This window comes from Pseudomonas sp. MWU12-2037 (genome assembly GCF_023242345.1).
Classification (GTDB): Bacteria; Pseudomonadota; Gammaproteobacteria; order Pseudomonadales; family Pseudomonadaceae; genus Aquipseudomonas; species Aquipseudomonas gingeri_D.
In genome coordinates this window covers 25119-51496 of sequence record NZ_JALLIZ010000028.1, presented here as the reverse complement: position 1 = coordinate 51496, position 26378 = coordinate 25119, and the positions used below count along the sequence as shown (strand labels likewise).

Here is a 26378-nt window from a genome sequence, read left to right as displayed (position 1 = left end):
GTGGATCATGACCGCAACGAAAGACCGGGTTCGCATCATCGACAGCACCGTCCTCTCGGACGACTGGTACCTGCTGAAGAAAACCACCTTCGATTTCCTGCGCAGCGACGGCACCTGGCAGCGGCAAAGTCGCGAGACCTACGACCGCGGCAATGGCGCGACCATCCTGCTGTTCAACCGCGAAAAACAGACCGTGGTGCTGACCCGGCAATTCCGCTTCCCGGTATTCGTCAACGGCCACGACGGCATGCTGGTGGAAGCCGCCGCCGGCCTGCTGGAAAACGCCTCACCCGAAGACCGCATCCGCGCCGAAGCCGAGGAAGAAACCGGCTACCGCGTACAGAACGTGGAAAAAATCTTCGAAGCCTTCATGAGCCCGGGCTCGGTGACCGAGAAACTGCATTTCTTCCTCGGCGAATACGACGGCGACAGCAAGGTCAGCCACGGTGGCGGCCTGGAAGCCGAGGGCGAGGACCTGGAAGTGCTGGAGTTGTCCCTGGACGACGCACTGCAAGCCGTCCGGCGTGGGGAAATCGTCGATGCCAAGACCATCATGCTGTTGCAGTATGTAGCCTTGAACAAGACCCTCGACACCCCGCGCTGACCCCGGCTCACACCGGCGAGTACGGCAAAGCCCGCTTGTGCGCAGTCCTGGCGTAGGCGGCTTCGATGATCGCGCTGGCCCGCGCCGACACCGGCAGCCCCAGCAAGTAGGCGTCGATCTCGGCATAGGTGCAACCATAGGCGAGCTCGTCCGGCCTGCCCGGCACCAACTCCTCAAGGTCGGCTGTCGGCTCCTTGTACACCAGTGGCTCGGGAGCCCCCAGGGCCAAGGCCAGCCGCCGCACCTGGCCCTTGGTCAAACCGGACAAGGGCGCCAGGTCGCAGGCCCCGTCACCGAACTTGGTGAAAAAACCCATCAGCGCCTCCGCGGCGTGATCGGTGCCGACCACCAGCCCGTTGACGAAGTTGGCGAGGGCATACTGGGTCATCATCCGCGCCCGGGCCTTGACATTGCCTTTGACGAAATCCACCTGTGCCGGTGTCGCGTCCTGGTCCTCGATTTCAAGACTGCCCATCAACCCGTCCACACAAGCCGAGATATTCGCGGTGTTGATCTGGTCCGGCCGGATAAAGGCCAGGGACGCCTGGGCATCGCTTTCGTCAGCCTGGGTCCGATAAGGCAAACGCATGGCGATAAAGCGCGCCGTCCCCCCCTCCTCCCGCAACTGCTCCACCGCCAACTGACACAGCCGCCCCGCCGTCAGTGAGTCGACGCCGCCGCTGATCCCCAACACCAGCGCCTCGCAACCGGAGCGCTTCAACAGCGCCTTGATGAAGTTGATGCGGCGAGCCAGTTCCGCCGCCTCGTCGCCCGGTACCAACTGCCGGTTCACCCCAAGCACCTTGGCAATACGATCCTGATTCTCGGTTCCCATCTCACACCTCCAGTTTCTGGTTGAATTCAGTCACGTTGAACACCTGCGCCGCATAACGCAGGAACGAGGGGTCTTCACAAACGTTCTTCACCGGGTCATCGGAGAACTTCACCACCGGTTCGCCGTGGACCCGCACCAGCTTCATCACGATGCTCAGCGGTTCGACCCCATCGACATCGCAGGCAAGGCTGGTGCCCATGCCGAAACCGAAGCGGGCCTTGCCGCGGATATGGCGCAGGATCGGCAGGCACTTCTCGAAGTTCAGGCCATCGGAAAACATCAGGTCCTTGGTCATCGGATCGATCCCCAACTGTGCATAACGCGCCAGCACCTTGTCGGCCCAGACAATCGGATCGCCCGAGTCCTGGCGCAGGCCATCGTAGAGCTTGGCGAAATACAGGTCGAAATCCTTGAGGAAGAAATCGGTGCTGATGCAGTCGGTCAGGGCGATGCCGAGACGTCCGCGGTATTCGCGTACCCAGTTCTCCAGCGCCGCATTCTGGCTTTCCCGCAGACGGCCGAGTTGCTGGTGCACCATCAGCCATTGGTGGGCCATGGTGCCGATCAGCGGAAGGTCGAACTCATAGGCCAGGTGCGCATTGCTGGTGCCGACGAACACGCCAGGGAAATCCCGCCGCATGATATCCACCACCTCACGCTGGGCACGGAACGACAGCCGGCGACGGGTCGAGAAGTCCGAGACCCGCAGGTCGGCCAGTTCCTCGCGGCTGAGGTTTTTCTCCAGCCACTCGAACTTCTGGTAGAGCTTGCGGCTGACATCTTCCAACGCCACGTCCGGGTATCTGTCGCGGTTGCGCAACTCGCTGACCAGGGCCAGTACCGGCTGTTCGAACATGATGCAGTGCAGCATCGGGCCGCGGACGCGGATGCTCAGCTGACCGTCGATTTCGCTGACATGGATATAGCTCAGGTTGAACCGGAACAACCCGAGGAACTGCTCGAAATCCGGTGTCAGGTATTCGCGAAAACGCCGGTTGAACAGGAAGCGCAGTTCACCGTCGCGCATTTGCAGGTCGGCGAGTTTTTCCAGCTCCAGGCGCAGCTCGGGGATCAGGTGCGTGAGCTTCTCCCGGGAACGCACGATGAACTGATACTCCACCTCGACGTTGGGGTACTGGTGCAACACCGCCTGCATCATGGTGAAGGTGTAGTAGTCGGTGTCCAGCAGTCCCTGGATGAGGCCGCCTTCGCGGTTGAATGCACTTTCCATGACTTACTCCTTGTGACCCGCCGCACGGGCCAGCTGTTCGCGACTGTTGACCACCTCGACACGCGCCTGTTGCAGGTCGTGGACCGCCTGCTGCGCGCCGTCAGCGCTGAGGGCACGGCAGGCCGGCAGGTAGACGATGACCTTGAAACCCGCCCCCGCCAGCTGCAACGCGGTGGTCTTGACGCAGAAATCCAGGGCCAGGCCACCGACGATCACCTGCCGGACGTGCCGGGCATTCAGGTACTCGATCACGCCGGTGGAGAGTTTGTGCTGGAGGTCGTGGAAGCAGGCGCCGTAAGGGTGCAGTGCCGGCTCCACGCCCTTCCAGACAAAATAGTCGTAGTCCTGGGGCGCCGGCAGTTCATCGAGCAGCGTGAAACCTTCAGTACCGGGGACGCAGTGACTGACCCAGGTCAGGTCGGCATGCTCAAGGCCAGTGGGCCTGAGCATCTGCTCGTGGGAGCTCACCACCCAGGGTGCCTGGGGACTGTGGGCGTCCTTGCTGCCGATGCGGATATCGGCCAGCGAGGCCATGAAATTCAGTTCGGCACCGATCAGGTGACCGCCCACCACCGGCAGCTCATCCGGGCAGAGTGGCGTGAAGCCTTTCTGGGCGTCGACATCGAAGGCGGCGGTCTTGATCACTTGAGCATTCATGGCTGTTTCTCCCTTGGCGATAAAACAAAGGTACACATCATGTACTTTCAATGCAAGCGCGACGCCATTGACTTCTCTATTATCTATTCTGAATCAATCTATTTCATGAGCCCGTCACTTGATACATAAGTACATGACGAGTACCTTTAAGACAAAGGAGACCCTACCATGTACGAACTCGCAATCTACGGCGGCGCCTTCAACCCCCCGCACGCCGGTCACGCCCAGGTGATGATCGAAGCCTCCCGTCACGCGCGCTCGCTATGGGTGGTGCCATCCTTCAGGCATCCCCATGGCAAGCACATGGCCAAGTACGAGCGGCGCCTGGACTGGCTGCGAGCGATCGTCGAACAGGTGCGTCCGGCCTGCTCGTCGGCGATTTCGGTGTGCCGGATCGAGCAGCAATTGGCCCGGGAGACCGAGGCGCCCATCTACAGCTATGAGTTGCTCTGCGCCCTGGCCGAGATGACCGGCCTGCCCACCCGTCAGATCGCCCTGGTGGTCGGGCACGATGTCGCCGCGCAGTTGCCGGACTTCCATCTGGGGGCGCAATTGCTCGAACGTTTCTCGGTGCTGTGCGTGGAGGAGCAAGCGGGCGTGCGCAGTACACTGCTGCGCGAACGGCTGGCGCAGGGCGAAACATTACCCGCCCACTGGATGGCACCCGGCATGGATCCGGTAGACTACGGGCTCTATGCCGTACACAGGACTTGATATGCCGGACCGTTCCCCCACCGCACCGAGGAAAAGCGACTACCTGCACACCGTCGACTTGTGCGTGCTGTTCTACTGCCGTCACTCCCAAGCCCTGCAGATCCTGCTGCACAAACGTGAAGCCGATCCCTTCGAGGGCCATTGGGCCCTGCCGGGCGTGGTAGTCAACGGCGCGGTGGCCGACCTGACCCTGGACGACGCGGTGGAACGCCTGCGCGCCAGCGACAAGGTCAACCTGCCGCTGGCCTGGATCGAACAGGTGGGCACCGTGGGCGATGCCTTTCGCGACCCGCGCTGCTGGTCATCCTCGACCTTCTACCTGGCCATCGTCAGTGAAGAGCCGACCCTGAACGAGCAACAGGCCTGGTTCGCCCTCGACAGCGTCGCCGATGCTTCGGTGCGCCTGCCCTTCGATCACAACGCACTGGCGGCGGCAGCCCAGGAACGGCTGTTGTCCAAATCGCTGTACAGCAGCCTGCCGCTGATGTTCCTCGGTACCGAGTTCAGTGCCCCGGAAGCCACCGCGATCTTTTCCCTGGTACTGGCGCGTCCGGTGCTCAAGACCAGCACCCGGCAACGCTTGCTGAAGATGACCGAAGCCGGCTACCTGCGGGAAACCGGGCGCAAGAAACAGGGTGATGGCGGCCGTCCGCAAGCCACCCTGGAACACCTCAAACCTGACGCGCTCTATCTGTTCGACCGCTGCTTTCTGGAGTAATGCCACGCATGAAGCCCGACACCGAATCCGAATGCCTGCTGCACACGCCCTACTTCGATGTGGTCAAGGAGCGGGGTTATTTCATCATCAAGGAAGCCCAGGCCATCAATGGCGTGGTCGCGGTGCCCGTCCTGCCGGATGGTCGCCTGATGCTGGCGGTGCTGCAACGCCGGGCCATCGGCGCCCAATCGATCGAGTTTCCCCGTGGCGCCATCGACCTCGGTGAAACCGCCTGTGATGCCGCCGCCCGCGAACTGCTGGAAGAAACCGGCTGGCCGGCGCTGAAGGTCACGGAACTGGGCCTGCTGCACAGCAACACCTCACTGATCGCCAGTGCGGTTGCCGTCTGCCGGGTGGACATTGATGGCGAAGCGGTGGAAGACACCGATGGCGAGGTCGACAAGGTGCTGTTCGTCACACTGGCCGAACTCAAGGCAATGATTGCCGCCGGTAGGATTACCGACGGACATACCTTGTCGGCGGCGATGATGCTGATCGCCCAACCCTTATAGGTTCAGGCTACCGGTGATGCAGGTCACGGCGGCACCGCCGACCCAGATTTCGTCACCCACCTGCTCCACACTGATCCGCCCGGCACGGCCCATCGCCGTGCCCTGGCTGACCCGATACGACTGCGGTGCCCGCCCCTCTCCCAGCAGCCAACGCGCAATACCGGCGTTCAGACTGCCAGTGGCGGGGTCTTCACACATGCCCTCACCGGCGATAAGAGCACGCACTTCGAACTGACATTCGTCGCCATCCAGTGCTGGGTTCCAGGGCGCCACCAGCCCCACCGCCAATCCTTTCAACTGGGCATAGTCGGGTTTTACCGCCAGCACCCGCGCCCGATCGGGCAGCATCAGCACCAGCCAATCAACGCCATTGTCGACCCACTGGGCATCGAGCACCTCCTCCGGAGCCAGTCCCAGGCCGAGGCGAACCCGCTCACGCAACGCCTCGTCCAGGGGGCCTGCGCGACGCAGTGGAGGTGCGATAAAGGCCAGGTCATCGCCTCGGCGGCGAATCCGTACCAGGCCGATCCCGCACTCCTGGACGATCTCCTCGCCCCGGGGCACGCCACCGGCCTCCAACCAGGCATGGCAGGACCCCAGGGTCGGGTGACCGGCGAAAGGCAACTCCCTGATCGTGGTGAATATTCGTACCCGGTAATCAGCCCGAGGATCCTGGGGCGCCTGCAGGAAGGTGGTTTCGCTGAGATTGGTCCAGGTTGCGAAGGCCTGCATCTGCTCATCGGTCAGTTGGTCGGCGGCGAAGACCACAGCCAGTGGATTGCCCTTGAATGACTCGCGGCTGAAAACATCCAGTTGCTTGAAATCGTGCTGGCTCATGGTCGGGCTCCCTGGTGGAAAAAGGTCGGCGGTCAGTGTTGGGATTTCATCACACAACCCGACTCTTGAACCCACACAGTCAGGCCATTTTCAGCCACTACACCTGCCGGTGTTCCTACATCATTACCGTCGATGGTCACCATCGACCCAATGAAGTTCTCTTAAAAATCCAGGCGCGTAACCTTGGCTCCATACCCAACACATAACACCCGGAGCACACCACCATGAAACGCCAACTCTTTCTCGGCCTCGCTTTCTCGGTACTGGCAGTCAACGCTTTTGCTGCATCCTCGGCTCAACCCGTGGTCGCACACACTCAACAAGCAGTCGCTGAAGGCGGCTCTGATCGTCTGATCGATCGTCGTGTAGCCGAAGGTGGTTCTGATCGCCTGATCGACCGTCGTGTAGCTGAAGGTGGCTCTGATCGCCTGATCGACCGTCGCGTAGCCGAAGGTGGCTCTGATCGCCTGATCGACCGTCGCGTAGCCGAAGGTGGCTCTGATCGTCTGATCGACCGTCGTGTAGCTGAAGGTGGCTCTGATCGTCTGATCGACCGTCGTGTAGCCGAAGGTGGCTCTGATCGTCTGATCGACCGTCGTGTAGCCGAAGGTGGCTCTGATCGTCTGATCGACCGTCGTGTAGCCGAAGGTGGCTCTGATCGTCTGATCGACCGTCGTGTAGCTGAAGGTGGCTCTGATCGCCTGATCGACCGTCGCGTTGCCGAAGGTGGTTCCGACCGTCTGATCCAGAATCGTGCATGAGTCGCGTTACCGCAGCATCCAGCCAAGAGCCCGGCCTTATCAGCCGGGCTTTTTCTTTGCGCGCTGTCTGGGTCAGATCCCGTCGCGAGCAATGTCCATCGCGAAGTAACTCAGAATAATGTCCGCTCCGGCGCGCTTGATGGCACCCAGGCTTTCGCGAACGATACGGTGCTCGTCAATGGCCCCGGCCTGGGCACCGAACTTGATCATCGCGTACTCGCCACTGACCTGATACGCCGCCAGGGGCAGGCGCGACGCTTCGCGGATATCGCGAATGATGTCGAGGTAGGCACCGGCCGGCTTGACCATCAGCACATCGGCCCCTTCCTGCTCGTCCAACAGCGACTCGCGCACCGCCTCACGCCGGTTCATCGGATTCATCTGGTAAGCCTTGCGGTCGCCCTTGAGCGCCGTACCGCCCGCTTCGCGGAACGGGCCATAGAGCGCCGAGGCGAACTTGGTCGAATAGGCCATGATCGAGGTGTCGAGAAAACCGGCGGCGTCCAGGGCACTGCGAATGGCCTGGACCTGGCCGTCCATCGCCGCGGACGGCGAGATGAAATCCGCTCCCGCCTGTGCCGCTACCACCGCCTGGCGCCCGAGATTCTTCAGGGTCGCATCGTTGTCGACCGCGTCGCCATGCAGCACGCCGCAATGACCATGGGAGGTGTACTCGCAGAAACAGGTGTCGGACATCACCACCATTTCCGGTGCCGTGTCCTTGCAGATACGCACCATGCGCGCCACCAGGCCCTCTTCGTTCCAGGTGTCGCTACCCGTCGCGTCCAGATGGTGGGAGACACCAAAGGTCATCACCGACTTGATCCCGGCCCGAGCGTAACGCTCGATCTCGCTGGCCAGTTTCTTTTCCGGGATCCGCATTACACCGGGCATGCTGGTGATGGGCACAAAATCGTCGATACCTTCCTCGACGAAGATCGGCAATACCAGGTCATTGAGGCTGAACTCGGTTTCCTGGAACAGACCGCGCAGGCTTTCATTTCGACGCAGGCGACGCAAACGCGTCGTCGGAAATAGCTGTGACATCGTGTTTCCCGAGGCTGATTCAAAAGAGACGGATTCAGAAGCTACCGAGCTTAGGCCAGTCTCCCGCTGTTTTACACCGGCAGATCAAGAAAGGTCTGTTACGCAGGCTGCAACAGTGCAAGCCCCTTGAATTCATGGACTACGACCGTAAAACCGGTGAAACCAAGACTTACCGGTCACATTTCGTCCATCCGGCCCTTTTACATAGTTGTAAGAAATCGCGATTTTGCAATATGTAGTGCTTAAAAATATTCACTACAAAACGGTTGACGCCTTCTTTCCGCGCTTGCATGATGGACCTGCCTCCCCGATCGGGAGCGCCGCAAAAGCTGTTGTTACAACAGGCTCGACAAGCCGTCGAGCTGTTCCGGATCTGTACTGCCCACAAGGCAGATTGATGAAGCTGACCTGGCGTGATCGTCCCAACGGGCGAGAAGCACCGGCCTAACGTCCTCAAAATGCTTGTGGCTGACTTCGTTACTGTCGTCAGCGCCGTTCTAAGGATCGCGCTGTTGCTTCTTATCGTTGAAACGTTGCGTGTAGCAGGGTTTGAACCCCGCTACATAAATCGCGCCCAGGGCCGGCGCCACACTCGACGGACACCATTGTCCGTGTGCGGCACCGCAGCAATTCGCCGTCTTGGCAACGATACACACGTAAACCAGACAGATTAACGAGTGGTCAAAGGGGCTTTAACATGAATCTGAACAATCAAACGACTATCGATCAACTGGCTGGCCTGTTCGCATCGCGCAAAGACAGCCTTGACGACCATATTCTCTGGATCAGCCAGACCGGAGACGTGAAACTCGACCCTCGCTCGCCCTACGCCGACGAGCGCGCCTTCAGCCAGGCCCAGCCCGCGCTGTTCGCCTGCATCAAGATGTACCGCCGGGGCCAGGGCTATGTCGGCAAGAAAGCCGCAGCCGACAAAGACTTCATGGCTCGCGTGCTGCAATCGCTGAAGTCGGAATGGGCCGCTCACCACGCCCTGCCGAAGAGCGCCTGAAGACTCGCTATAACTGAGTAGCGCAAGGCGTCTCACACAAAACCCGGCTATCCAGACTGTGTGAAAACCTAGCAATCTGCTGGCCGGTTAAAGAAAATGCCCGTATCGCAAGATACGGGCATTTTTCTTATGCGCTATATCCAAGGTGAAAATCGCTCTCAGAGCGCGCTGTTTCCACTGTCGCTGTATCGCCGGGTTTTGTCTTTCTGGAGGCGCGACTCGACGGCCCCCCACTGCCGTGCAAAATCCAGAAGCGTGCTGGATTTGTCCAATTTCCCGCCGCCCCACTCCTCCACACTTGAGCCATGGCCACAGCGCCACGGCCCGATTCCAACGAGGAGAAATACCATGAGCGATTATGTGTTCGCCCCCCCTGCCACCCCATCCCTGGCCGTTGAAGGCGAGTCCGCGCGCTTTCCGATTCGCCGGGTGTTCTGCGTCGGCCGCAACTACTCCGAACATGCCCGGGAAATGGGCCACGACCCGGACCGCGAACCGCCGTTCTTCTTCATGAAGCCCGCCGATGCGGTGGTGCCGGCCAGCGGCGTGATCGCCTACCCACCGCTGACCGAGGACCTGCACCATGAGATCGAGCTGGTGGTAGCCATTGGTGAAGGTGGTACGGATATCGATCCGGACGACGCCCTCGCTCATGTCTGGGGTTACGGCGTCGGTCTTGACCTGACGCGGCGTGATATCCAGGCCCAGGCCAAGAAGCTCGGACGGCCGTGGGATTGGGCCAAGGGGTTCGACGAGTCGGCGCCTTGCACGGCCTTGCGTCGCGCCACTGCGCTGGGATATCCGCAAAGCGGCGCGATCTGGCTGAAGGTCAACGATGTCGAACGCCAGCGCGGCGATCTGGCGGACCAGATATGGTCGGTGCCGGATGTGATCAGCCATATCTCGTGCTCGGTAGAACTCAAGGCTGGCGACCTGATTTTCACCGGCACACCGGCCGGCGTCGGTGCTCTGGTGGCGGGTGACCGGATCAGCGCGGGGATCGAGGGGATCGCCACGTTCGAGCTGACCATCGGTCAACGCTGATTGGCGACCGGAATGTCGCCAGCGCAATCAAGGCACTGGCGGCAACCAGCGATCCAAGATGCAACCATCAGTCATGACTCACTGACGAACTCGATCCGGCATGTACGCTTGCCGCAGACCCCGCCCAAAACAGCACATTGGGCTCGAGGGCATTCATGATCAGTGGGAGAACTTCTTTTCCCTTCGATGAAATTTCCTAGAACGCTCCAAGCACTTGTTTGCGCCTGATCTGAACGCTAGGCTTCACTCCGTCACTGTCAATTCAGTGAGCGAGTTTAGTCATCCGCTGTCTGATCAGGCGCACAGTGCCACCTTCTCCGAGGCGCTTTTTTTCGGCCTCCGTTTTAAGGGTGGTCATGCACAGGGCACTTTGGTGCAGCGTTTTTCCTGATCACTGGCCGACTAATCCTACATCTTACGGGCCCCTTGCATCATTCATTCTTTGAGACACTCATCCTATGAAAGCCTTGACCAGGCACTTAACAAGACAGATTGCCGAAAGACCCTGCCTGGGTATTTTCTTTACCACACTTATCATCTTCATGGGATTACAATACAAGGCCGCCATCCTTAACTATACAACTCGCTTTGTCGATTTTGCAGACTACATGCTCCACCACGGCGTGACGCTGTTTCCTATTGCCGAAGACTTGAAACCTTATCCCGACTATACGATTGCAAACACCTTCCTGATTTATTTGACCTCCTTACCTTTTGGTCGGATATCCATTCTTTCTATGGGTTTACCCTACTGTATTTCAGCGGCTTTGATGCTGGTGTTTATTTATAAACTGGGGGCATTGCATGAGAGAAAATGGGGGTTGTATGGTGTCCTTTTTTCGCTGTTCACCTGGGCGTTTCTGGATGGGGTCAATTCTTTAGCGCTTGACGTCTATCCCGCGCTGTTTACGGTGATCTGCTTCTACCTGGCCTACTCCGCAGACTTGAAAAAAGACCCATCGCGCCTGTTTTTTGTGTTTGTCGGGTTGGCACTGGGTTTTATGTTCCGCGGCCCTATTGGCCTGATCGGCCCGGCGATCGTTGTCGCGTCTTATTATCTGCTGAGCAGGCAGTGGCGCAGGGTATTTTTATTTTCATTGATCTCTGGCCTGATTTTCATTTCAGGTGCTGCCTTGCTGGCATGGGCCGCCTACCTGCAAGGCGGCACAGCTTTCATGCAAGATGTATTGATGATGCAAGGGCTGGAGCGCTTCGCCAGCAACCATTCGCCGCGCTATTACTTCTATTTTACCGGAGGATTGCTGGTCTACGGTGTCACGGCATTTTTTGCCTTGATCGTTATCGTAAAAAAACACAGACAATTCTTTTGTGCGCCTCGACAGTTCGACAACGGCATGCTGCTTTATCTCAGCGCATGGTTGCTTGCCCTGCTTATACTCTTCACCATTCCCAACTCGAAAAAATCGCGCTATATACTTTCAATCACACCAGCCATCTCGCTATTGGCCGCCTATATTTTTGTCGATAAATCGGGCGTATTTCTCAGAGCAAAAAACTGGCTGCTGCGGTTCTGCCTGGGGCTCCCCGCCGTTGGATTGGGGTTGGCCTTCCTAGTACTGATATATAACGCTTATGCAACGACTCCACTGCAACCAAACTATCCAGGTATTCTCGGTAGCTTTGTTGCTCTTACCGCCGTCCGTTACACGCTAATCAAATATTGGTCCGGACATCCGCATCGTGAACTGATTACCCTGTCGTTCGGGGTCGGAGCATTTCTCTTGCTGGATGCATTTTTCTTTAACCCCATCACTTATCACCTCGAGTTGGCGAACGAGCCGACACCCAGGTTTCTCCCCTATTGGTTTTGGTGAGAACCCTCCGAGGGTAAGCCCAGGTGCTGAGCGGACACACCATCAGCCCTGGCGCCTGACAGGACTCCGTCATGGAACGGGAGGCGGCGCTTCCCGCGACGTTGATGATAATGGTCGATGTCTCGCCACTGACTGAGACCAATCCACGACCAGGCGCGACCGTCACCAACCTGCCGTACTTGAGTAAAGGATACGGCTCAGGCTGTATCATCCTTGATGATCGCCAGGGCGAATGTAATGCAACGCAGGCCTGACATCGGCGGTGATACTGTCTGGCGATTGGGCGCCAAGCGAGAGAACTCTCTTTCCCTTGAGTGAAATTTCCTAGAAAATCCCGACCGCTTGTTTGCGCCTGATCTCATGGCTAGGCTTCACTCCGTCACTGCCAATTCAGTGACCGGGTTTAGCAGCTCGTTTTTACCGAGGCACGCAAGTGCCGCCTTCCGTTCAAGCGGCGTTTTTTTTGCGCCTGCTGTTCTTTATGGTGGCTGTGCGTGGGGCACTTTCGAGTGCGCCGGGTCCCTTGGTAACCGGTCTGCTAACCCGCGTACAGTCGCCACCCATTCCGTTTAGCAGCGATGTCTGGCGACTCCACTTACCAAGGAGTTTTGCCATGTTCAAGGTCACCCCCAATCCGCCTGTGACACTCAACGTTGAAACCATCGACCCTCGTGCCGCCGACCGGGCTTTGTCTCACTACAATCTCGGGCCGGACGCTGGTTCGAAGCCCGCACCAAACGCTGCGCTGCATGATCATCTACCTGCCCCAAGACACCAGGAAGATGCCTTGGTCAACGTCTATTCGATTCTGCAATCCGCTGCGGCCACGGCCTATGAGCACGCCGATAACCAAACCGGCTCGAACCGCAAAGTGGCGATGGGTGTGGTGCACCTGATTGAGCTGGCACAGTTGAAGATGGACTCGGTGCTTGATGGACAGAGCATCAGCGTCGGCGGCTGATAGGACTGAGTAGTTGAACGGGAAGCCGTACTTCCCGTTCCGCACCCTTTTACACCTTCTTCCTCGCCGCCTGAGGTCGTTTTTTCCGGGTAGCTGGCTTCACCGCCGCCTCCCTTCCCGGCCATAGCGACACGCCCAGGGCAATAAGAATCACTGCACCCAGGCCACACACCGAGATCATCACAACATTCGCCTTCCACTCTCCCGTTGCGACAGCTTCGCTTCTCCAAGCCATCCATGGATGGTCTGGCGACACCCTCAGCCCCTCGGCTGCCGCCTTGTCGCAAAATCGTTTCGTCAGCGCGTTCTGCTCACTCTGGCTGATAACGGGATCGGGGTGACGGCTATACCTCGGCGTATCTGGCGGCGTCCAGGTTTCCTGATAGTGGCGAGCGAAGTCGTCCCCATAGCTGAACGTAGCCGAGACGTCCCACCACGAGTCCTGTTTGCTGTAGCGCATGTTCATCGAACATTGATCGACGCGAGCCGCGACCAACGACCAGTCGCGCGCTTGCCAAAGCGTGGCGGCATCGTAAAGCCCCATGCCAGCACAAACCAGGAAGACGATCCCGAACACGATGAGGACAATCGAACGAATACCAGAGAAGAAGGTTATGACCCAGGTAAAAAATCTCTGCATGATTTCCCTTGAGAGGTAGCCTTTGGTTTCTCAAATCGGACTCAAAGGCCCGATACGCTCGCCACGGGAATACGCACCTCTGACTGGGTGACATCGTAGACATGCTGTTCACAGCGGTCACCCACAAACTGAAACTCCACCAGATAGACCTTGCTTCGCTCCGGTGTGAATGTGCTTCTAACCGGGCCACATCGGTAGATACGCCCAATGCTCTCGTCACTGGCGTAACCCGAGACCACGAACGGTTGATCGGCGTCGGCCTGTACCTCCAACTGCGGGAAGCGCTTCAAAGTTGCGCTGCTAACCGTTTCGTTGAGCGTGGCAATCCAGCCGAACACCTTGCCCCGACCGGTATCCACTACAGTTCCCTGTACATCCATGCGCTGGTCAGGATCCGTTGCGCGCCTGATCGAAAACTCTACTGGGTGGGTGGCGCCCGACGCTTTCATGATGACCTTGGCGTGCTGCGCATCGACGGCCACCTTGTTCTGGCGCAGTTGGATACCGTCCTTGAGCAAACTGGGGGAAGAGTCTCTGACGTTGGATTTACACCCAGGCAATATCAGAATCAGGCTCAACATTAGCAGTGACGTTTTTTTCATGAACACTCCATGTACACTATTAAAAAATACTTGCCGCCAGACAAGGGTATCTCAGGAGCAGACTAAATCACCCGTTTCCTTTTGCACCTAACCAGCAGCAGTGAGAAGCCACTCCTTTTTTTTCATTTACACTTTACCCAACAATCTTGATAGCCATCCTTTTTTTGGTGCTACCTGAGATATGCAAGAGCTAGAGTCACTTGGATGCATCAGGTCGCCTGGGTATTGTTCATGGCCCAGGCATTGAGTGTCATCTAAACCGAATGCCTTAACCGCAGCTACCGCCTCAAAACACCAACGCCCGAAGTAACTCCCCATTTCTAACGGTTTTTTTGAATCACCAAATACATACCACCAAAGTTGATTTTCACCTCGGCGATTCAACTCCGGATACCAGTGCTCGACAAACTCTAACAGCAAACCGGCCTGCTCCATCTTCGGAGCGTCAATAGCTTTTAGTAGTCGAGCATAAGGTTTAGCATGTAAAAGACCAGACCCAATAGCTCGCCCTGACTGACGACTAGAAATTATACGATCAAGTAACTGGTCCTGCCCTCCCTCACCGACCAAGCTCACCAAACGCAGCCACAGCTCGTCCGAAATCTCCAGCACCAAAGCCAACCCCACCAACCAGAAACACCAGTTGTAATGATTAAGGTCAGACAGGTCAAAAATCCAGTCTCGGCAACTCTCTAAATTTTGCTCAGCGCAAATCTTTTCCGATAACTGACTGGACAACTCCCAAGCGTCAAGCAAATTTGGAAAATACTGAGCCAGACTATCGACCCCAGCCCCCCGAGAGTAACCACTGATCATAAAACGTAAATTATCTTTGGCATATTGAAAAGCAAACTGAGGTGCGTAAACCGGATTTGCAGACGGTTCACTCATTATTTTATTCACCCTAGCAATCCATTCTAGGTCCTTGTTGTGTCGAACGCTCCAGTATTGTGAATCCCCTATCGGAGCACGAATCATGGCTTACCTCCCGAGAAAACCATTGATGGTAGTATCTTAGATGTATCCACTGCCTTCGCTTTACCAAGCGAATCAAGCACTTCAATTTCCGTGGCGCCATCGGGACGCGTTCTCACAACCCAGGTTTCAGTCCTATTTGTACTGATAGATGCAAAAATATCTCGACTTTGATCAAGACCGACAGAGCGTTCGAGACGATCGCCACCAGTGATCCAGTTTTCAGAGCCTTGTTTTCCATCCAATGTACTGCCAAGAGCAGAGCTGCCAGATTTCTTGTCATCACCTACAAATTTATACTCTACAATTACATAATCCACACCCGAGCGTTTGACTTTATACAGATCATCAATCCCAGTTTCTCCGACACCTGGAATACGTGCCAGTTTCTCACCATCGGGAATCACTTTCTGAACCGTATCAGCATAGGGGACGGATCTATTTTCGACGCGCCTAGCAGGAGCAGTATCTTACTCATAAAATTAAAAATATAAAAATAAATCCGCCCCCTTTTACACTAATCGGTCCCCTTTGGGGCTCTTCTTCTCCGCTCAGAAAATGGCACGCCTTATTAAGCTTAAATTCTTACGCCACCACCAAAAAGTCAAAATAAAAGACAATGGAAAACCAAGCCATAAAAACACCTTATTAAAATCCGCCATAAAAGGAGTCGCAACGACCAAAACAACGATTAATGAAACCAAACAAAAAACACACCACACCATAACAAACAAACCGATCAGTCTGCATGCGCGCAAAAACAAATTATTTATCATCCTTAATCCCTGTGTAAAAATCAAATGCCTTACCACCAACACCTTTCAAGCAAAAAAGGGGACGCCCATTAGCCGGTCTCGCAGCACCATTCAAATCGGCCCTTTTTAGGTCAGCATTCGGATACGGTAGAAAAAATCTACTTACCTTGCCCACTGAGATTATCTCGCCATGGCGCAATCAACCCGCTCTGGAGGGTTCGATCAATCACACCATTCTCAATACTTCCAACATAAATAGAATCCAATTGAAACTCAAAAGACAGACTCTCCTTTTACGCAAAGGGGACGGATTCATTTTTGATACACCTGACAGGACCACCGCTTTACTCACCCCAAAAAATAAATCCGCTCCCTTTTAGATCGATTGCCAAAGTGTCACCAGAGCAATCAAAGCACCGGCGGTAACCACTGATCCAGGGTGCAGCCGTCGGCCTTCGGCAATTCCTGGCTGCTCAGAGGGAGTCGAACACCGGAATCCTGATCAAAGATGCTGACCTGGCAGGTGCCGAAATTATTCGGGCCATCTGCGATGCCACCCTTGATCACATAGCGGGCTCCCGGAATGAACTCACTGACGAAGTCGACCCGGCAGGCGCGGTTACCGCTGGCCCATCCTAGCAGTACCAAATGGATGGGTTTTGCAGCTTCAATGGTGCGAAAACCTTCGGGGCTCGATGTCTCACCACTGACCGAGAACAGCTCACGACCAGGCTTCACTGTCACCGACCTGCCGTACTTGCAGGCCATGGTCGGCGCGTCGGTCAGGCTCAGGCCATTGCGACGATTGCTCATCGCATCCAGCTCGCTACGGATTTGAGCTTGGGGGGCGTTGACGGGAGGAACGTATTGCGGAATTTGCGAGCAACCCGCAATCAGTAGCAGGAGCGAGCCTAGGTAAAGCGGTTTCATGAGCATCCCTGTTCATTTCAGTTTGAGGTGGGGCGCTCAGCGGGACGAATAGAGGCAATGAGCGATACCGCTCAGGCTGCATCATCCTTGATGATCGCCATGGGCGAATTGTAACGCAGAGCACGCTTGACGTCTGTGGCGATGTTGTTTGGCGCTTTTGTGCCCAGCAAGAGAACTCTCTTTCCATTGAGTGAGATTTCCTAGAAATCCTGAACGCTTGTTTGCGCCCGATCTCGCGGCTAGGCCCTCCTCTGTCGCTGCCAATTCAGTGACCGGGTTTAGCAGCCCATTGTGATAAGGCGCACGGCGCCACATCCCAATCTCTGCGACCCTGTCCTGGCGCAAAACCCACATCTTTACTGCAAGTAGGACATGCTTTTGTCCCCAGAGCAGAACCAGTTGCCGCGTTATCCCAAGAATCTTGCACCGTTTTCTTTCTACAGCCGGATGGTCACTTTGTTACATCTACTGCGTCGCTTACAAGACCATCAGCCGTCCCACCCACACCTTTTGCACCTCTATTTACTTCCCTTCCTTACGTAGACTGCTGATAACCCGATTCCAGTAGCGAACAGCCTCAAAATGCTGCTGTCTCGTCAACCAAGTCTTGTTCTCAGGGCTGGTTGGATCACCACCAACAATAACTGGTGTAATCTCGAACAGCTCCATGCCCCTGGGGCGTGAATGCTGATTCAGGTCACTCATTTCGGTCTGCCAATCGAGCAAATAGGTCAGGGATGTCACGCGCTACTGAGATGGCATACTGCCGACTCATGCCTATAAACGGGATGCGCACTATCGGCATTGCTGCATCCTGGGTGTCGAATCCATATGCCTCCCCTCCTCCGTTAGAAGCGAACAAAAAGATACCTGGTGCATATGTTTCGACCTCATATTCACGATTGAAATCGGCCAACTCCTCTGTTTTCCAAAAGATAATGTAGTTGTCGCCAATGAAGCCTTCGCCGCCGTCGTGCTCCTTGAGGAAGTCAATATAACTCTTAGGAAGCGCGATTCCTAAGTGCGTTGACAGACCATCAACAGCCGAAAATTCAACCGGAGCATTGAGCTGCCCCTCTGTCAGATCATATCCCATCGCTATCTTCCTAGGTCTTTCTGCAATTGGTTCCACCACGGAGTTACCTGCTGCCGATGAACATCGCGAGGCAGGATAATTTTGTTGGAGGAGTCGGTCGGACTGCCACCAAATTTCACTGGATTAATTTCATGCACGTCCACCGGCTGCCCCACAAGTCCTTGTTCTCGGCGGAGAGTGCTATTGGCATTGTTGGCAGCATTTCTGGCGGCATTATACTCCGCGCCCTCCAATAATCTGAATGGCCCTTGCGGGGCCGGGACACCCTCTGGATAGCCTGTCCAATCTGAAATCGAAAAACTTCCTGGCGGAGGATCGATAGAAACTCGAGGCACTGCACTTTCGGCGACACTGTTAGCAGTTCCTTTTGCACCATCCAACCCCCGCTCAGCCTGAACCAACTCGTCGCCCAGTTTAGCAAGGTTATTGAGCTCCGTAACCCTGGATACCTTCCCAACCCCAGCAATCTCACCCGGCCCCGGAATCAGCAGCGTCGCCAGATCAACGGCATTTCTCCCCGTTTGCAGCCCCTTCTCGTAGCTATTGTTTTGCAGCCCGAAAACGAAATCCTGACCTTTTTTTGTCGTCAGCCAGTTGGTAACCATGTCCGAGTTAGGTTCGACAAAAGGATCGAGAAGGTTATTCGTAGCGTCTAATGGATGACCGAATAGAACATCATTCCCCAAGGACATCACCGACCGGAAGCTAGACCAGGCGCTTAGACCGCCACCCGCCGCCATACCCCCGACCGAATCAAGTACCCCGCTCTTTTTATCACTGTAATCAAGATTCAGCTTGTAGTAGTCAACCAGATTGGCCGTATTGAACCTGTCGGAATCGCCCAAATATCTAATATTGACGTTGTAGTCCTTGAACTCAGCCGAGTGAGCAACGTTGTAGTTCTTTATCAGACTCAACGTTTCATCGGAGGTATAGCCCTTCCCCCCGTTTTCAAGCGTTGCAGCAGCACTGTCATACCGAGCTGCCAGTGGTGAAAGCGCACTCCCCAAATGCTCCAATGTCTTCGCATCGAACTGACTGCTCTCCCCCCCTATCGTTTGTTTCCACTGAGCATCGGTATAGAAAGCAAACGCGCGCGCCATTCGCGTCTCGGCTTCGGCTGGGCTGATGCCCAGCTCGACCGCCATTTTGGGGGCCTCCTCTTCAATCAGGCGCGCTTCTGTAGGGTGAGCCTCACGGTTGTATTTATCGATATTGCCGGCAATAACGGCGCCGCTCATCTGCGCAATCGAACCGCTGCCGCCTGCCACCGCAGCCCCCACCCCGGCGGCGATCCAGGTGCCGAGAGCATCGCGATTTTCCGGTCCGATACCGTTATTTTTCAGTACCTGGTCCAAGGTCGGCATAACGGCCGCCGATGCGCCCGCGCTGAGCGCGCCATTCGCCGCCGTACCGCTGGATAAGCCCTGCAATGCACCCGCCAGGCTATGCAGCAAGATACGCGCCGAGCCACCTTCAGCCCACACTGCTTGCAGGCTTGTGTCCTTGCTGCGGGTCGCGTCCGCCAGTTGCTGATCGGCATAGTCGCCGATTTTCTTGTAGGTATCCGCCGCCGTGGTATTGGCCACGATACCCACCGCCGTCGCCCCGCCCGCGCCGCCCAACCCCGCAGCGAGCAGGCCCGTGGCGATATCGGCCATGATTCGCTTGTCGCCACCGATGTTCCAACTGGCCGCATCTGCCGCAGCCGCATTCGCAGCTGCATTCGTGGCCGCTAGCTGCGCATCTGACATGACCCCTTTCGACTCTTCCGCCTCTTTTGCCAGTTTATTCGCGGCATCCGACTTGGCTTTGGCAACCGCATCTACGATGCCGGTAGCCAATTGCACAGTGCTTTGAATAAGGTCGATGCGTTCCTGCATTGCCTTTTGGTCAGGCTTGTCCAGTTTCTGGTTGGCGTTCGCGGTATCACGGTTAAGCCCGACCAGATCATTCGCACCCTCAGCACTACGCACGATTATCGTGCCTTCGCTGACAGCACTACGGGTTTTGCTGTGATCCGAGTCACTGAGCGACAGCGGAACGCTGCCCCCCACCGTCGACCCGGAGTTGCCGCCGTAGGACAACGACATGCCAACCGACTGACTCTTGATATCGCTGGTGTTCTTGATGTCGCTGACAATCAACCGATTCGTATCGAGCAGGTTCTTGTCCGCAGACGCCTCACTGGCAATCACCGCGCCTTGCAGCGTGGTCTTGTCACCCACATGAATGTTGTAACCACCCGCTCCCGCGAACAGCCCGCTCTGATCCGTCACGGCCTTGTAGTTACTGTTCATGTTGCCCGCCGCCAAGCTGGCGGAAGCCGTCACCATCGAGCCGTAGCAGAACGGTGGAATACAAATACTCGCACCGAAGCCGGCACTGCCCTGCTCGCTCTTCTGGGTCTCGCTGTCCTGGCGCGAGGTGATAGTGAGATTGCCGCCGATATCTGCCTTGATGCTCTGCGCCCGGACCTGCGCGCCGGCCAGGGTGGTGTCCTGTCCACTGCGCAGGACCAGCGAGCCGGTATCCAGGGTGCTGTTGACCTGGGTGACAGAACCGCCAGTGCCCATGCTCTTGGCGATGGACGCCCCCAGGTCGAGGGTGAAACCATTCTGCTCACCGATATTGAAACTGGCACCGATCGCGGTTTTGTCGTTATTGCTGTCGTTGGCCCAGTTCGCGGTGTCCTGCGCGCTTTCCAGGGTGATGTTGTTCTTCGCCAGCAACACCGTATCGGCCGCTTTCATGCCACTGCCGATGATATGAATATCGCCTGCCGTCCCCGGCGCGCTGCCATCGGCGATGATCGTCAGGGTTTTACCGGCCGTGATCGTGCTTTGCTTGGCCGTCTGGCTGTCATACTCGCTGGTGCTGGTGGTGTGGGTGCTCGCCAGCTCGGTGCCGATCTTGATCAACGAACCATTGCTGTTAGCACTGCCCGTCTTGTTGGAATAGCCCGATCGACCATCGTAGGCATCCGACGATGCCCCTCCCAGGTTGTAACCGGCCAAGGCCGCCTGCGCCCACTTCACCGCCTTGAGTCGAGGATCGTCCGCGCTGTTCGCGGCTTGTATCGCGCTGCGAATGGTGTTGTAGCTATCAACCACCGTGCCGCCCAGCACTCGCCCCACCGCCAGGCTGCGGGTCTCGTCGGTGCTGCTCTGACTTGCGCTTTCCATACCGGCAGCGATGGTCACATTGGCACCGGTCAGGCTCATGCTCTGGGTGCTGACCAGATCACTGGCGGTCACGCTGAGTGAGCGACCGGCATTGAGCGACACATTACCGGCACTGGAACCGAGGGTGCTGCCGGTCAAGGTGGTTTCCGAGGACTGGCCGGTATGGTTCTGGCTGCTGATGGACAGGTGCTGGTTGCCGGTCATGTCATCGAGGCCCAGCTTGTTCCCCGTCAGCACGCCGGTGAAGTCGTGGTTCTTTTCCTTGTGCAGTTCGTTGCGGGTGAAGGTGTTTTGCGCCGCATCGATCTGCAGGTCACGCCCCGCGCTCACGGTGATATCCGCCGTGCTCACCAGCGACGATCCACGGACCAGTCCATCCTGCCCGGCCTGGACATCGACGCTGTTGCCGGAGACCAGGCTACCCACCGCCGTGGTTCGGGTTTCGCTGACCTTATCGGTCACTTTGCTGGCCTTGAATCCACCCAGGCTGCGGCTATTGCTGTCTTTGTCGTGGCGCGTCTGCGTGCTGTCGACAGCGGCGACAATCGAAAGATCGTTACCCGCCGAAAGCTGAGCCGCACCTTTCTCCGCGATCACTTCGCTGCCCTGAACCACCAGGTTGCGTCCAGCCTGAACCGCCAGTTGCTGCGCATCGAGGTGCGAGCCCTGGGCGGTGGTTTCAGTGACGGAGTCGCGGGTGGTCGTGGTTTTGCTGGAAAGGAAGCCATTGCTGCCTTTGACCTTGTGCGCTTCGTCGGCGCTACGCATGTTCTCGCCGGCCGTCAGGTTGACGTCCCGCACAGCCTGGGCAATCACGGTACCGGCGGTGCTGCTGAGGCTGGCGGCACGCGCATTGAGGTCGTTGCCGGCGCGCAGGCCCAGGTCACCCTGGGTCTGCAGGCTGCTGCCACTCTCGCTGCGGCTCGCTTCGGTGCGCCAGTTGTCCGCGTTCCAGTGGTTGCTCTGGTCGCGGCTCTCGATGACCGTTGTCAGGTTCAGGTCACGACCGGCGGACAGGCTGGTGACACCGGCGCTGCCGCTATTGACCACTTGCGCGCCCTGCAGGTTGATATCACGTCCGGCGGTGGCCATCAGGTTGGCCGCCGGATCGGAAACGAACAGGCCGGCGACCCGCGAAAGATTGGTCTGGCTACCCTGCGCGCTGTGGGTGGTGATCGTGCTGGACTGCACATTCAGATCACGCCCGGCGCTGACCATCAGGCTCTTGTCGGCGGAGATCTGGCCACCGAGGTTGTTCAGGTCCTGCGTCGCGTCAAGGCTGACGGCGCTGCCTTGAATACGCCCTTCCAGGTTATTGAGCGTGTCCGCCTTGATCGAGACCACTTGCCGTCCAGACAAGCTCGCGCTGTTGACCAGATTGCCCGTCACGTTCAGGTTCAGTTGCTGCCCGGCCATCACGCCGCCCGCGCCGTTGATGTCGCCGTCACGGACCCGCACATAGACCTGCGGCACCAGCACACTGCGGACTTCGCCATTGGCCAGGGTGACATCCTTGGCCACCAACCAGACGATATCACTGGTCAACTGGGCCATTTGTTGCGCGGTCAGGGCCACGCCGGGAATCAGCTTCCAGTTATTCGCGTAGGTGACGGCGTTGTCGATCAGGCCGCGATACTGCGCTTCGTCACTGGCATAACCGTCGACAAAACGGCGACCGGTCAGTTGCGCCACCTGCTCGCGAATCAATTTCTGCTCATAGAAACCATCACCCATGCGTTGCTGGGTCGCCGCCGGGTCCAGGTTCAGCCGGCCGAGCATGTAGTCCGAGGACAGCCACTGGCCATAGTTGGTGAAGCGCGGATCGGTTTCGATCAGATAACGAGAGGTGCTGCCGGGCATCGAACGAAACAGCGCGTTGTCCGGCAAGGCGCTGTTCACCCCGCCGGTGAGAATACGCTCAGCCACGCCACCGACATTGTTGGTGGCGTTGGCCAATACTTCGCTGATCGGCGTGAGGCTTGGCGCTTGGATCGTGCGGCTGGACACCTCGGTAGCGCCCACCGCCCCAAGGTTCAGGCTTGTAACCTGGGGGCCACTGCCTTGAGGCGCGGTGTTCTGTTCATAGACCGTCGGCTGCAAGGAAATAGCCTGCACGCTGGGCGCCGGGTTGTAGGCGGTAGAGTCGATCCCCTGACGGTCGCGGCCTTTGCGCTGGATGCGATAGAAGTGTTCGAGTGCGCCGCTGTCCGTGGTGACCTGCTGTCCGGCGACTTCGGTGTTGGTCAGGCTGTTGGCGTTGGTTTGCAACACGCCACCGGCGATGATCCGGCTCTTGTCGTTGAGGACCTGGCCGGCGTTGATCGTCAGATTGGCGCCGGCGAGTATCTGCCCGGGATCGGAACTGGCAATCTGGGTTTGGGTCACGACGCGGGTCAGGTCGTAGCGGTTCCAGTCGTCATTACTGCCTTCGGGGGTCACCAGAATGTCGACTTCATTGTTATAGGTCGAAATCTGATTCGGATCGTAGCGATTGACCGAGCCCGTCAGTTGATACTGTTGCAGCGCCTGGCGCGAGACCTCGACTTCACGTGTCGAGAAGTGTTCGTTGGTGTTGCGCACCGAGGCCGCGTTCAACGTCAGGGCACCGAGGGCCTCGATGGTCGCACTCGCGTTATTGAGTTCGAGGGCCTGACCGGTCGCATGGTAGGCGCTATCCAGCGCCCCACCGATGGCCATGTCTCCGGTACTGAAGATCAGGCCATGTTCGCTGTTGTTCAGGTATTGCGCACCGATATCCAGGCTCACACGAGCGGCGATCACCGCCGCCGTACCGTTTTCGACGGTATTGGTCAATGTGCCCGCCGCCAGCGCCAGCTGGTCACCGTAGATTCGTCCGGTGCCCAGGTTGCTCAAGGTCGGCGCGCTCAGCCGAGTGTACTGGCCGTCGATCAGGCCGCGGTTGACCAGCGACTCGCTGGCACTCAGTTGTACCTGCAAGGCGCTGATCTCAGCGGCGGCTGCGTTATCGATTTGCCGGGCCGACAGCGTCAGCAGGTTACCCGCCTGCAAGCTGCCCTGGTTACTCAGTCCCCCCGTGGTGGCCAGGGTCAGATTGCCGTTGGCCTGCAGCAGGCCGGTATTGAGGTAATCGCCATTGAGGGTGAAGGACAGATCACCCAGGCTCAAGGCCCGACCGTTGCCGGTATAGCTGGCGCTGTTGAGCGTCAACGAGCGCCCCGCGACCAAGGTGCCGCCCTGGTTGCTCACGGTTTGGGTTTTAGCCGCCAGGTTACGGTCGGTCAGCAGAAACTGGGTACCGGCCGAGATCTTCCCGGACTGGTTGTCCAGCACGCCGCTACCGGTCACGGTCAAGGCCTGATCGGCAATGATCGAGCCGACCTGGTTGCCCAACTGATCGGCGTTGAGGCTGATGGTGCGCCCTTCAATGCCTTGATCCAGGCCCTGGGTGCCGGCGTTGTCGATCTGCCCCGCGGTCATCAACAGATCGGCACCGGTGCGAATCAGGCCGCCGCTGTTATCGAGCTTGCCGTCGATGGTGAACTTGAGGTTACCCAGTGCTTCGATGCGCCCGCCGTGATTGCCGAGGCTGGTTGCCGCGATTGTCGCATCGGTACCGCTCTGGAGTTGCCCGGCGCCGCCATTGCCGATGCTCCCCGCCGTGATGTCCAGGGCCTGCCCGGCACCGACGAAACCTGCGGTGTTGAGCAACTGGCCCGAGACCAGCGCGATCGATTGCAGCGCCTGAAGGTGACCGTTACTGTTGTCCAGCAAACCGTCCGTGGCCGTCAGTGTCAGGCTCGACTTCACCGAACCGATACTGCCCTGGTAGTTGCTCAGCGAGGCGGCAGTGATTTTCAGTGCGCCCTGGCTGGCGATCACACCTTGGCTGTTATCCAGTGCCCCCTGCAAATCGATGCTCGCGAGTGACAGGCCGCTCTGCAGGATTTCGCCTTTCACGTTGGACAACTGACCGGCCTTGATCCCTACTTGAGCCGCACTGACTGTGGCGCCATCGGTGCGCAATACCTTCGCTGCGGTGGCGGTCAGCGTGCCCTTCGCGGACACGCGGGCCCGGCTGACGTCGATATCGCCCTGCCCGCTGGTGAGTGTCAGTTGGGCGGCGGAGGTCTGGCTGTCACTCAGGTCGACGGCCGCCGCCTGGGCCTGCAGACTTTCGGCGGCGATATTCTGCCCCTTGGCGCTGAGCTGGCCCGAAGCGTCCAGGGTCAATGAGCCGGTCTGGCCCAGCTTGCCACTGCTGTCGACCCCGGCAGCCAGGGTCGAACCACTGGTGCTGCGCAGGTTCACGGCCGTCACCCGGGTATTGCCCTGGGCGGCGACGATACCGCTGTTGTCGATATCGGCCGTGGTCTTGAGCGTCAGATCGCCCTTGGCGTACAGCGTGCCACTGTTCTGGACTCCGCTACCTGTATCGACCTGCGTCGAACCGGCGCTGCTGATCTGTCCGCTGTTTTCCAGACGTCCGTCGGCACGGATCACCACCTCGCCGGCACTGGCGCCGATCTGCCCGGCATTGCGCACCCCGACACCGGCGCCATTGCCCACCAGGACGATCTTGCCCGCATACATGCCGCCCAGTTGCGCGACATCGATGCCGACCACGGGTACAGCCGCAGTGCTGTTGTCGGCGGCGGTCTTGCCGGCCTGGATACTCAAGTCCTTGGCCCAGATACCGGCATTGACCTCGACGGTGCGCGCGATGATTTCGGTGTAGTCGCTGTCGCGGGTATCCATCCCGGCACCGTTGATGGAGACCTTGCCGCCGGTGACCTGATAGCCACGCAATTCGCCGTTCTCGAACTGCGCCTTGCCGGTGGTGAGGGTCGCGCGATTGGCGTTGATGAAACCACAGCCGTCACAGCTGATCCCGGATGGGTTGGCGATCACCACCTGAGCCCGGGAGCCGGCCACTTCGACATAACCGTTGAGCTGGCTCGGATTGCTCGAATTGACCTCGTTGAGGATCACCCGCGCCGTGCCCCTGCCCAGCGCCGGGTTGCCATCCACCCAACCGCCAAGCTGGGTCTGACTGTTGGTCGCCGAGTTATTGAGGATCACACCACGCCGATCGACATCGAACTGTTGATAGGTATTGCGCGACACACCGCCCGCGCTGGGCGCGGTGATATTGACCTGGGTGACGCCGTTCCCGGTCACCCCGATGCCCGGCTGCTGCGCGGCAGGTGCGCCGGGGTCGGCGACCACCGCCGCCTGGGCCGACGAGGCGTCCAGCAGGATCAGGCCGAGCGCCGCCATCAAGGCAAAACGCAGGGGTGTCAGTCGTACCACGCAGCCGACGCCAGGCGCTGCGCCTGCCACATGACCGCCAGCTGATTTCGAGCCACTGCTCACATTTTCGGCCACCACCATCAACAGGCCGCGCGCCTTGTTGAAAATGATCCGATACAGATGCTTGTTAATGTTCCA

At 58.1% G+C, this 26378-nt stretch carries 22 protein-coding genes; 10 read left to right on the top strand and 12 right to left on the bottom strand.

The genetic code is table 11. The annotated features are described in order from the left end of the window. The first annotated feature begins 7 nt into the window (after positions 1-7). A complete protein-coding gene (locus M5B42_RS30410; RefSeq protein ID WP_152739576.1) occupies positions 8-604 on the top strand; it encodes an NUDIX domain-containing protein in 597 nt (198 codons plus the stop codon). Positions 605-611: 7 nt separating this feature from the next. Here M5B42_RS30410 and nadE read toward each other — a convergent pair whose 3' ends face one another. Genes nadE through M5B42_RS30395 form a run of 3 tightly spaced genes read right to left on the bottom strand, consistent with a single transcriptional unit; the run spans position 612 to position 3327 of the window. Further along, complete coding sequence (gene nadE / locus M5B42_RS30405) at positions 612-1439, bottom strand: ammonia-dependent NAD(+) synthetase (RefSeq protein WP_248747909.1); 828 nt, start codon at positions 1437-1439, stop codon at positions 612-614. Position 1440: 1 nt separating this feature from the next. Then, complete coding sequence (gene pncB, locus M5B42_RS30400; RefSeq protein ID WP_103498742.1) at positions 1441-2670, bottom strand: nicotinate phosphoribosyltransferase; 1230 nt, start codon at positions 2668-2670, stop codon at positions 1441-1443. A 3-nt stretch (positions 2671-2673) separates the two neighbouring features. After that, complete coding sequence (locus M5B42_RS30395; RefSeq protein ID WP_152739578.1) at positions 2674-3327, bottom strand: isochorismatase family protein; 654 nt, start codon at positions 3325-3327, stop codon at positions 2674-2676. A 168-nt stretch (positions 3328-3495) separates the two neighbouring features. Between M5B42_RS30395 and M5B42_RS30390 the strand changes: the two genes are divergently transcribed. Genes M5B42_RS30390 through M5B42_RS30380 form a run of 3 tightly spaced genes read left to right on the top strand, consistent with a single transcriptional unit; the run spans position 3496 to position 5271 of the window. Then, a complete protein-coding gene (locus tag M5B42_RS30390) occupies positions 3496-4041 on the top strand; it encodes an adenylyltransferase/cytidyltransferase family protein (protein WP_177098848.1) in 546 nt (181 codons plus the stop codon). Between the two features lies 1 nt (position 4042). Next, positions 4043-4759 (top strand): NUDIX hydrolase, encoded by a 717-nt coding sequence (locus M5B42_RS30385; protein ID WP_103498745.1) that lies wholly within the window; start codon positions 4043-4045, stop codon positions 4757-4759. 8 nt (positions 4760-4767) lie between these two features. After that, on the top strand, positions 4768-5271 hold the full coding sequence (locus M5B42_RS30380) for an NUDIX hydrolase (RefSeq protein WP_103498746.1): 504 nt from the start codon (positions 4768-4770) through the stop codon (positions 5269-5271). Here the strand turns inward: M5B42_RS30380 and M5B42_RS30375 are convergent. Then, positions 5266-6108, bottom strand: coding sequence for a PhzF family phenazine biosynthesis protein (locus M5B42_RS30375; RefSeq protein WP_248747908.1), 843 nt, complete (start codon positions 6106-6108; stop codon positions 5266-5268). The two genes, M5B42_RS30380 and M5B42_RS30375, sit on opposite strands and share 6 nt — an antisense overlap. Positions 6109-6332: 224 nt before the next feature. Between M5B42_RS30375 and M5B42_RS30370 the strand changes: the two genes are divergently transcribed. Further along, positions 6333-6869, top strand: coding sequence for a phage infection protein (locus M5B42_RS30370; protein WP_248747907.1), 537 nt, complete (start codon positions 6333-6335; stop codon positions 6867-6869). A 72-nt stretch (positions 6870-6941) separates the two neighbouring features. Here the strand turns inward: M5B42_RS30370 and hemB are convergent, their stop codons facing one another. After that, entirely contained in the window at positions 6942-7916 is a 975-nt protein-coding gene (gene hemB, locus M5B42_RS30365; RefSeq protein ID WP_103499260.1) for a porphobilinogen synthase, read from the bottom strand. A gap of 697 nt (positions 7917-8613) precedes the next feature. On the opposite strand from hemB, the gene M5B42_RS30360 reads away from it, so the two are divergent. The 5 genes from M5B42_RS30360 to M5B42_RS30340 all read left to right on the top strand — a co-directional run bounded on the left by M5B42_RS30360 (position 8614) and on the right by M5B42_RS30340 (position 12765). Beyond that, positions 8614-8925: a hypothetical protein gene (locus M5B42_RS30360; protein ID WP_103499261.1), complete on the top strand. Its 312-nt coding sequence runs from the start codon at positions 8614-8616 to the stop codon at positions 8923-8925. 348 nt (positions 8926-9273) lie between these two features. Then, on the top strand, positions 9274-9969 hold the full coding sequence (locus M5B42_RS30355; protein WP_177098897.1) for a fumarylacetoacetate hydrolase family protein: 696 nt from the start codon (positions 9274-9276) through the stop codon (positions 9967-9969). Positions 9970-10427: 458 nt separating this feature from the next. Beyond that, entirely contained in the window at positions 10428-11804 is a 1377-nt protein-coding gene (locus M5B42_RS30350) for a glycosyltransferase family 39 protein (protein ID WP_248747906.1), read from the top strand. A 71-nt stretch (positions 11805-11875) separates the two neighbouring features. Continuing rightward, on the top strand, positions 11876-12058 hold the full coding sequence (locus M5B42_RS30345; protein ID WP_248747905.1) for a hypothetical protein: 183 nt from the start codon (positions 11876-11878) through the stop codon (positions 12056-12058). A gap of 359 nt (positions 12059-12417) precedes the next feature. Continuing rightward, positions 12418-12765 (top strand): hypothetical protein, encoded by a 348-nt coding sequence (locus M5B42_RS30340; protein WP_152739583.1) that lies wholly within the window; start codon positions 12418-12420, stop codon positions 12763-12765. Between the two features lie 49 nt (positions 12766-12814). On the opposite strand, the gene M5B42_RS30335 is transcribed toward M5B42_RS30340, so the two are convergent. From M5B42_RS30335 to M5B42_RS30305, 7 genes are all read right to left on the bottom strand, one after another. After that, positions 12815-13405, bottom strand: coding sequence for a hypothetical protein (locus tag M5B42_RS30335; RefSeq protein WP_248747904.1), 591 nt, complete (start codon positions 13403-13405; stop codon positions 12815-12817). Between the two features lie 41 nt (positions 13406-13446). Further along, on the bottom strand, positions 13447-14007 hold the full coding sequence (locus tag M5B42_RS30330) for a hypothetical protein (RefSeq protein ID WP_248747903.1): 561 nt from the start codon (positions 14005-14007) through the stop codon (positions 13447-13449). 126 nt (positions 14008-14133) lie between these two features. Further along, the gene (locus tag M5B42_RS30325) at positions 14134-14985 is read right to left on the bottom strand and encodes a PoNe immunity protein domain-containing protein (RefSeq protein WP_248747902.1); all 852 of its coding nucleotides are present in this window, start codon (positions 14983-14985) and stop codon (positions 14134-14136) included. Further along, on the bottom strand, positions 14982-15389 hold the full coding sequence (locus M5B42_RS30320; RefSeq protein WP_248747901.1) for a hypothetical protein: 408 nt from the start codon (positions 15387-15389) through the stop codon (positions 14982-14984). Before M5B42_RS30320 ends, M5B42_RS30325 begins: the two co-directional genes overlap by 4 nt. A 756-nt stretch (positions 15390-16145) precedes the next feature. Further along, positions 16146-16667, bottom strand: coding sequence for a hypothetical protein (locus M5B42_RS30315; protein ID WP_177098856.1), 522 nt, complete (start codon positions 16665-16667; stop codon positions 16146-16148). A gap of 697 nt (positions 16668-17364) precedes the next feature. After that, entirely contained in the window at positions 17365-17763 is a 399-nt protein-coding gene (locus tag M5B42_RS30310; RefSeq protein WP_177098857.1) for an SMI1/KNR4 family protein, read from the bottom strand. A gap of 2 nt (positions 17764-17765) precedes the next feature. Further along, on the bottom strand, positions 17766-26240 hold the full coding sequence (locus tag M5B42_RS30305; protein ID WP_248747900.1) for a hemagglutinin repeat-containing protein: 8475 nt from the start codon (positions 26238-26240) through the stop codon (positions 17766-17768). Positions 26241-26378: the final 138 nt, after the last annotated feature.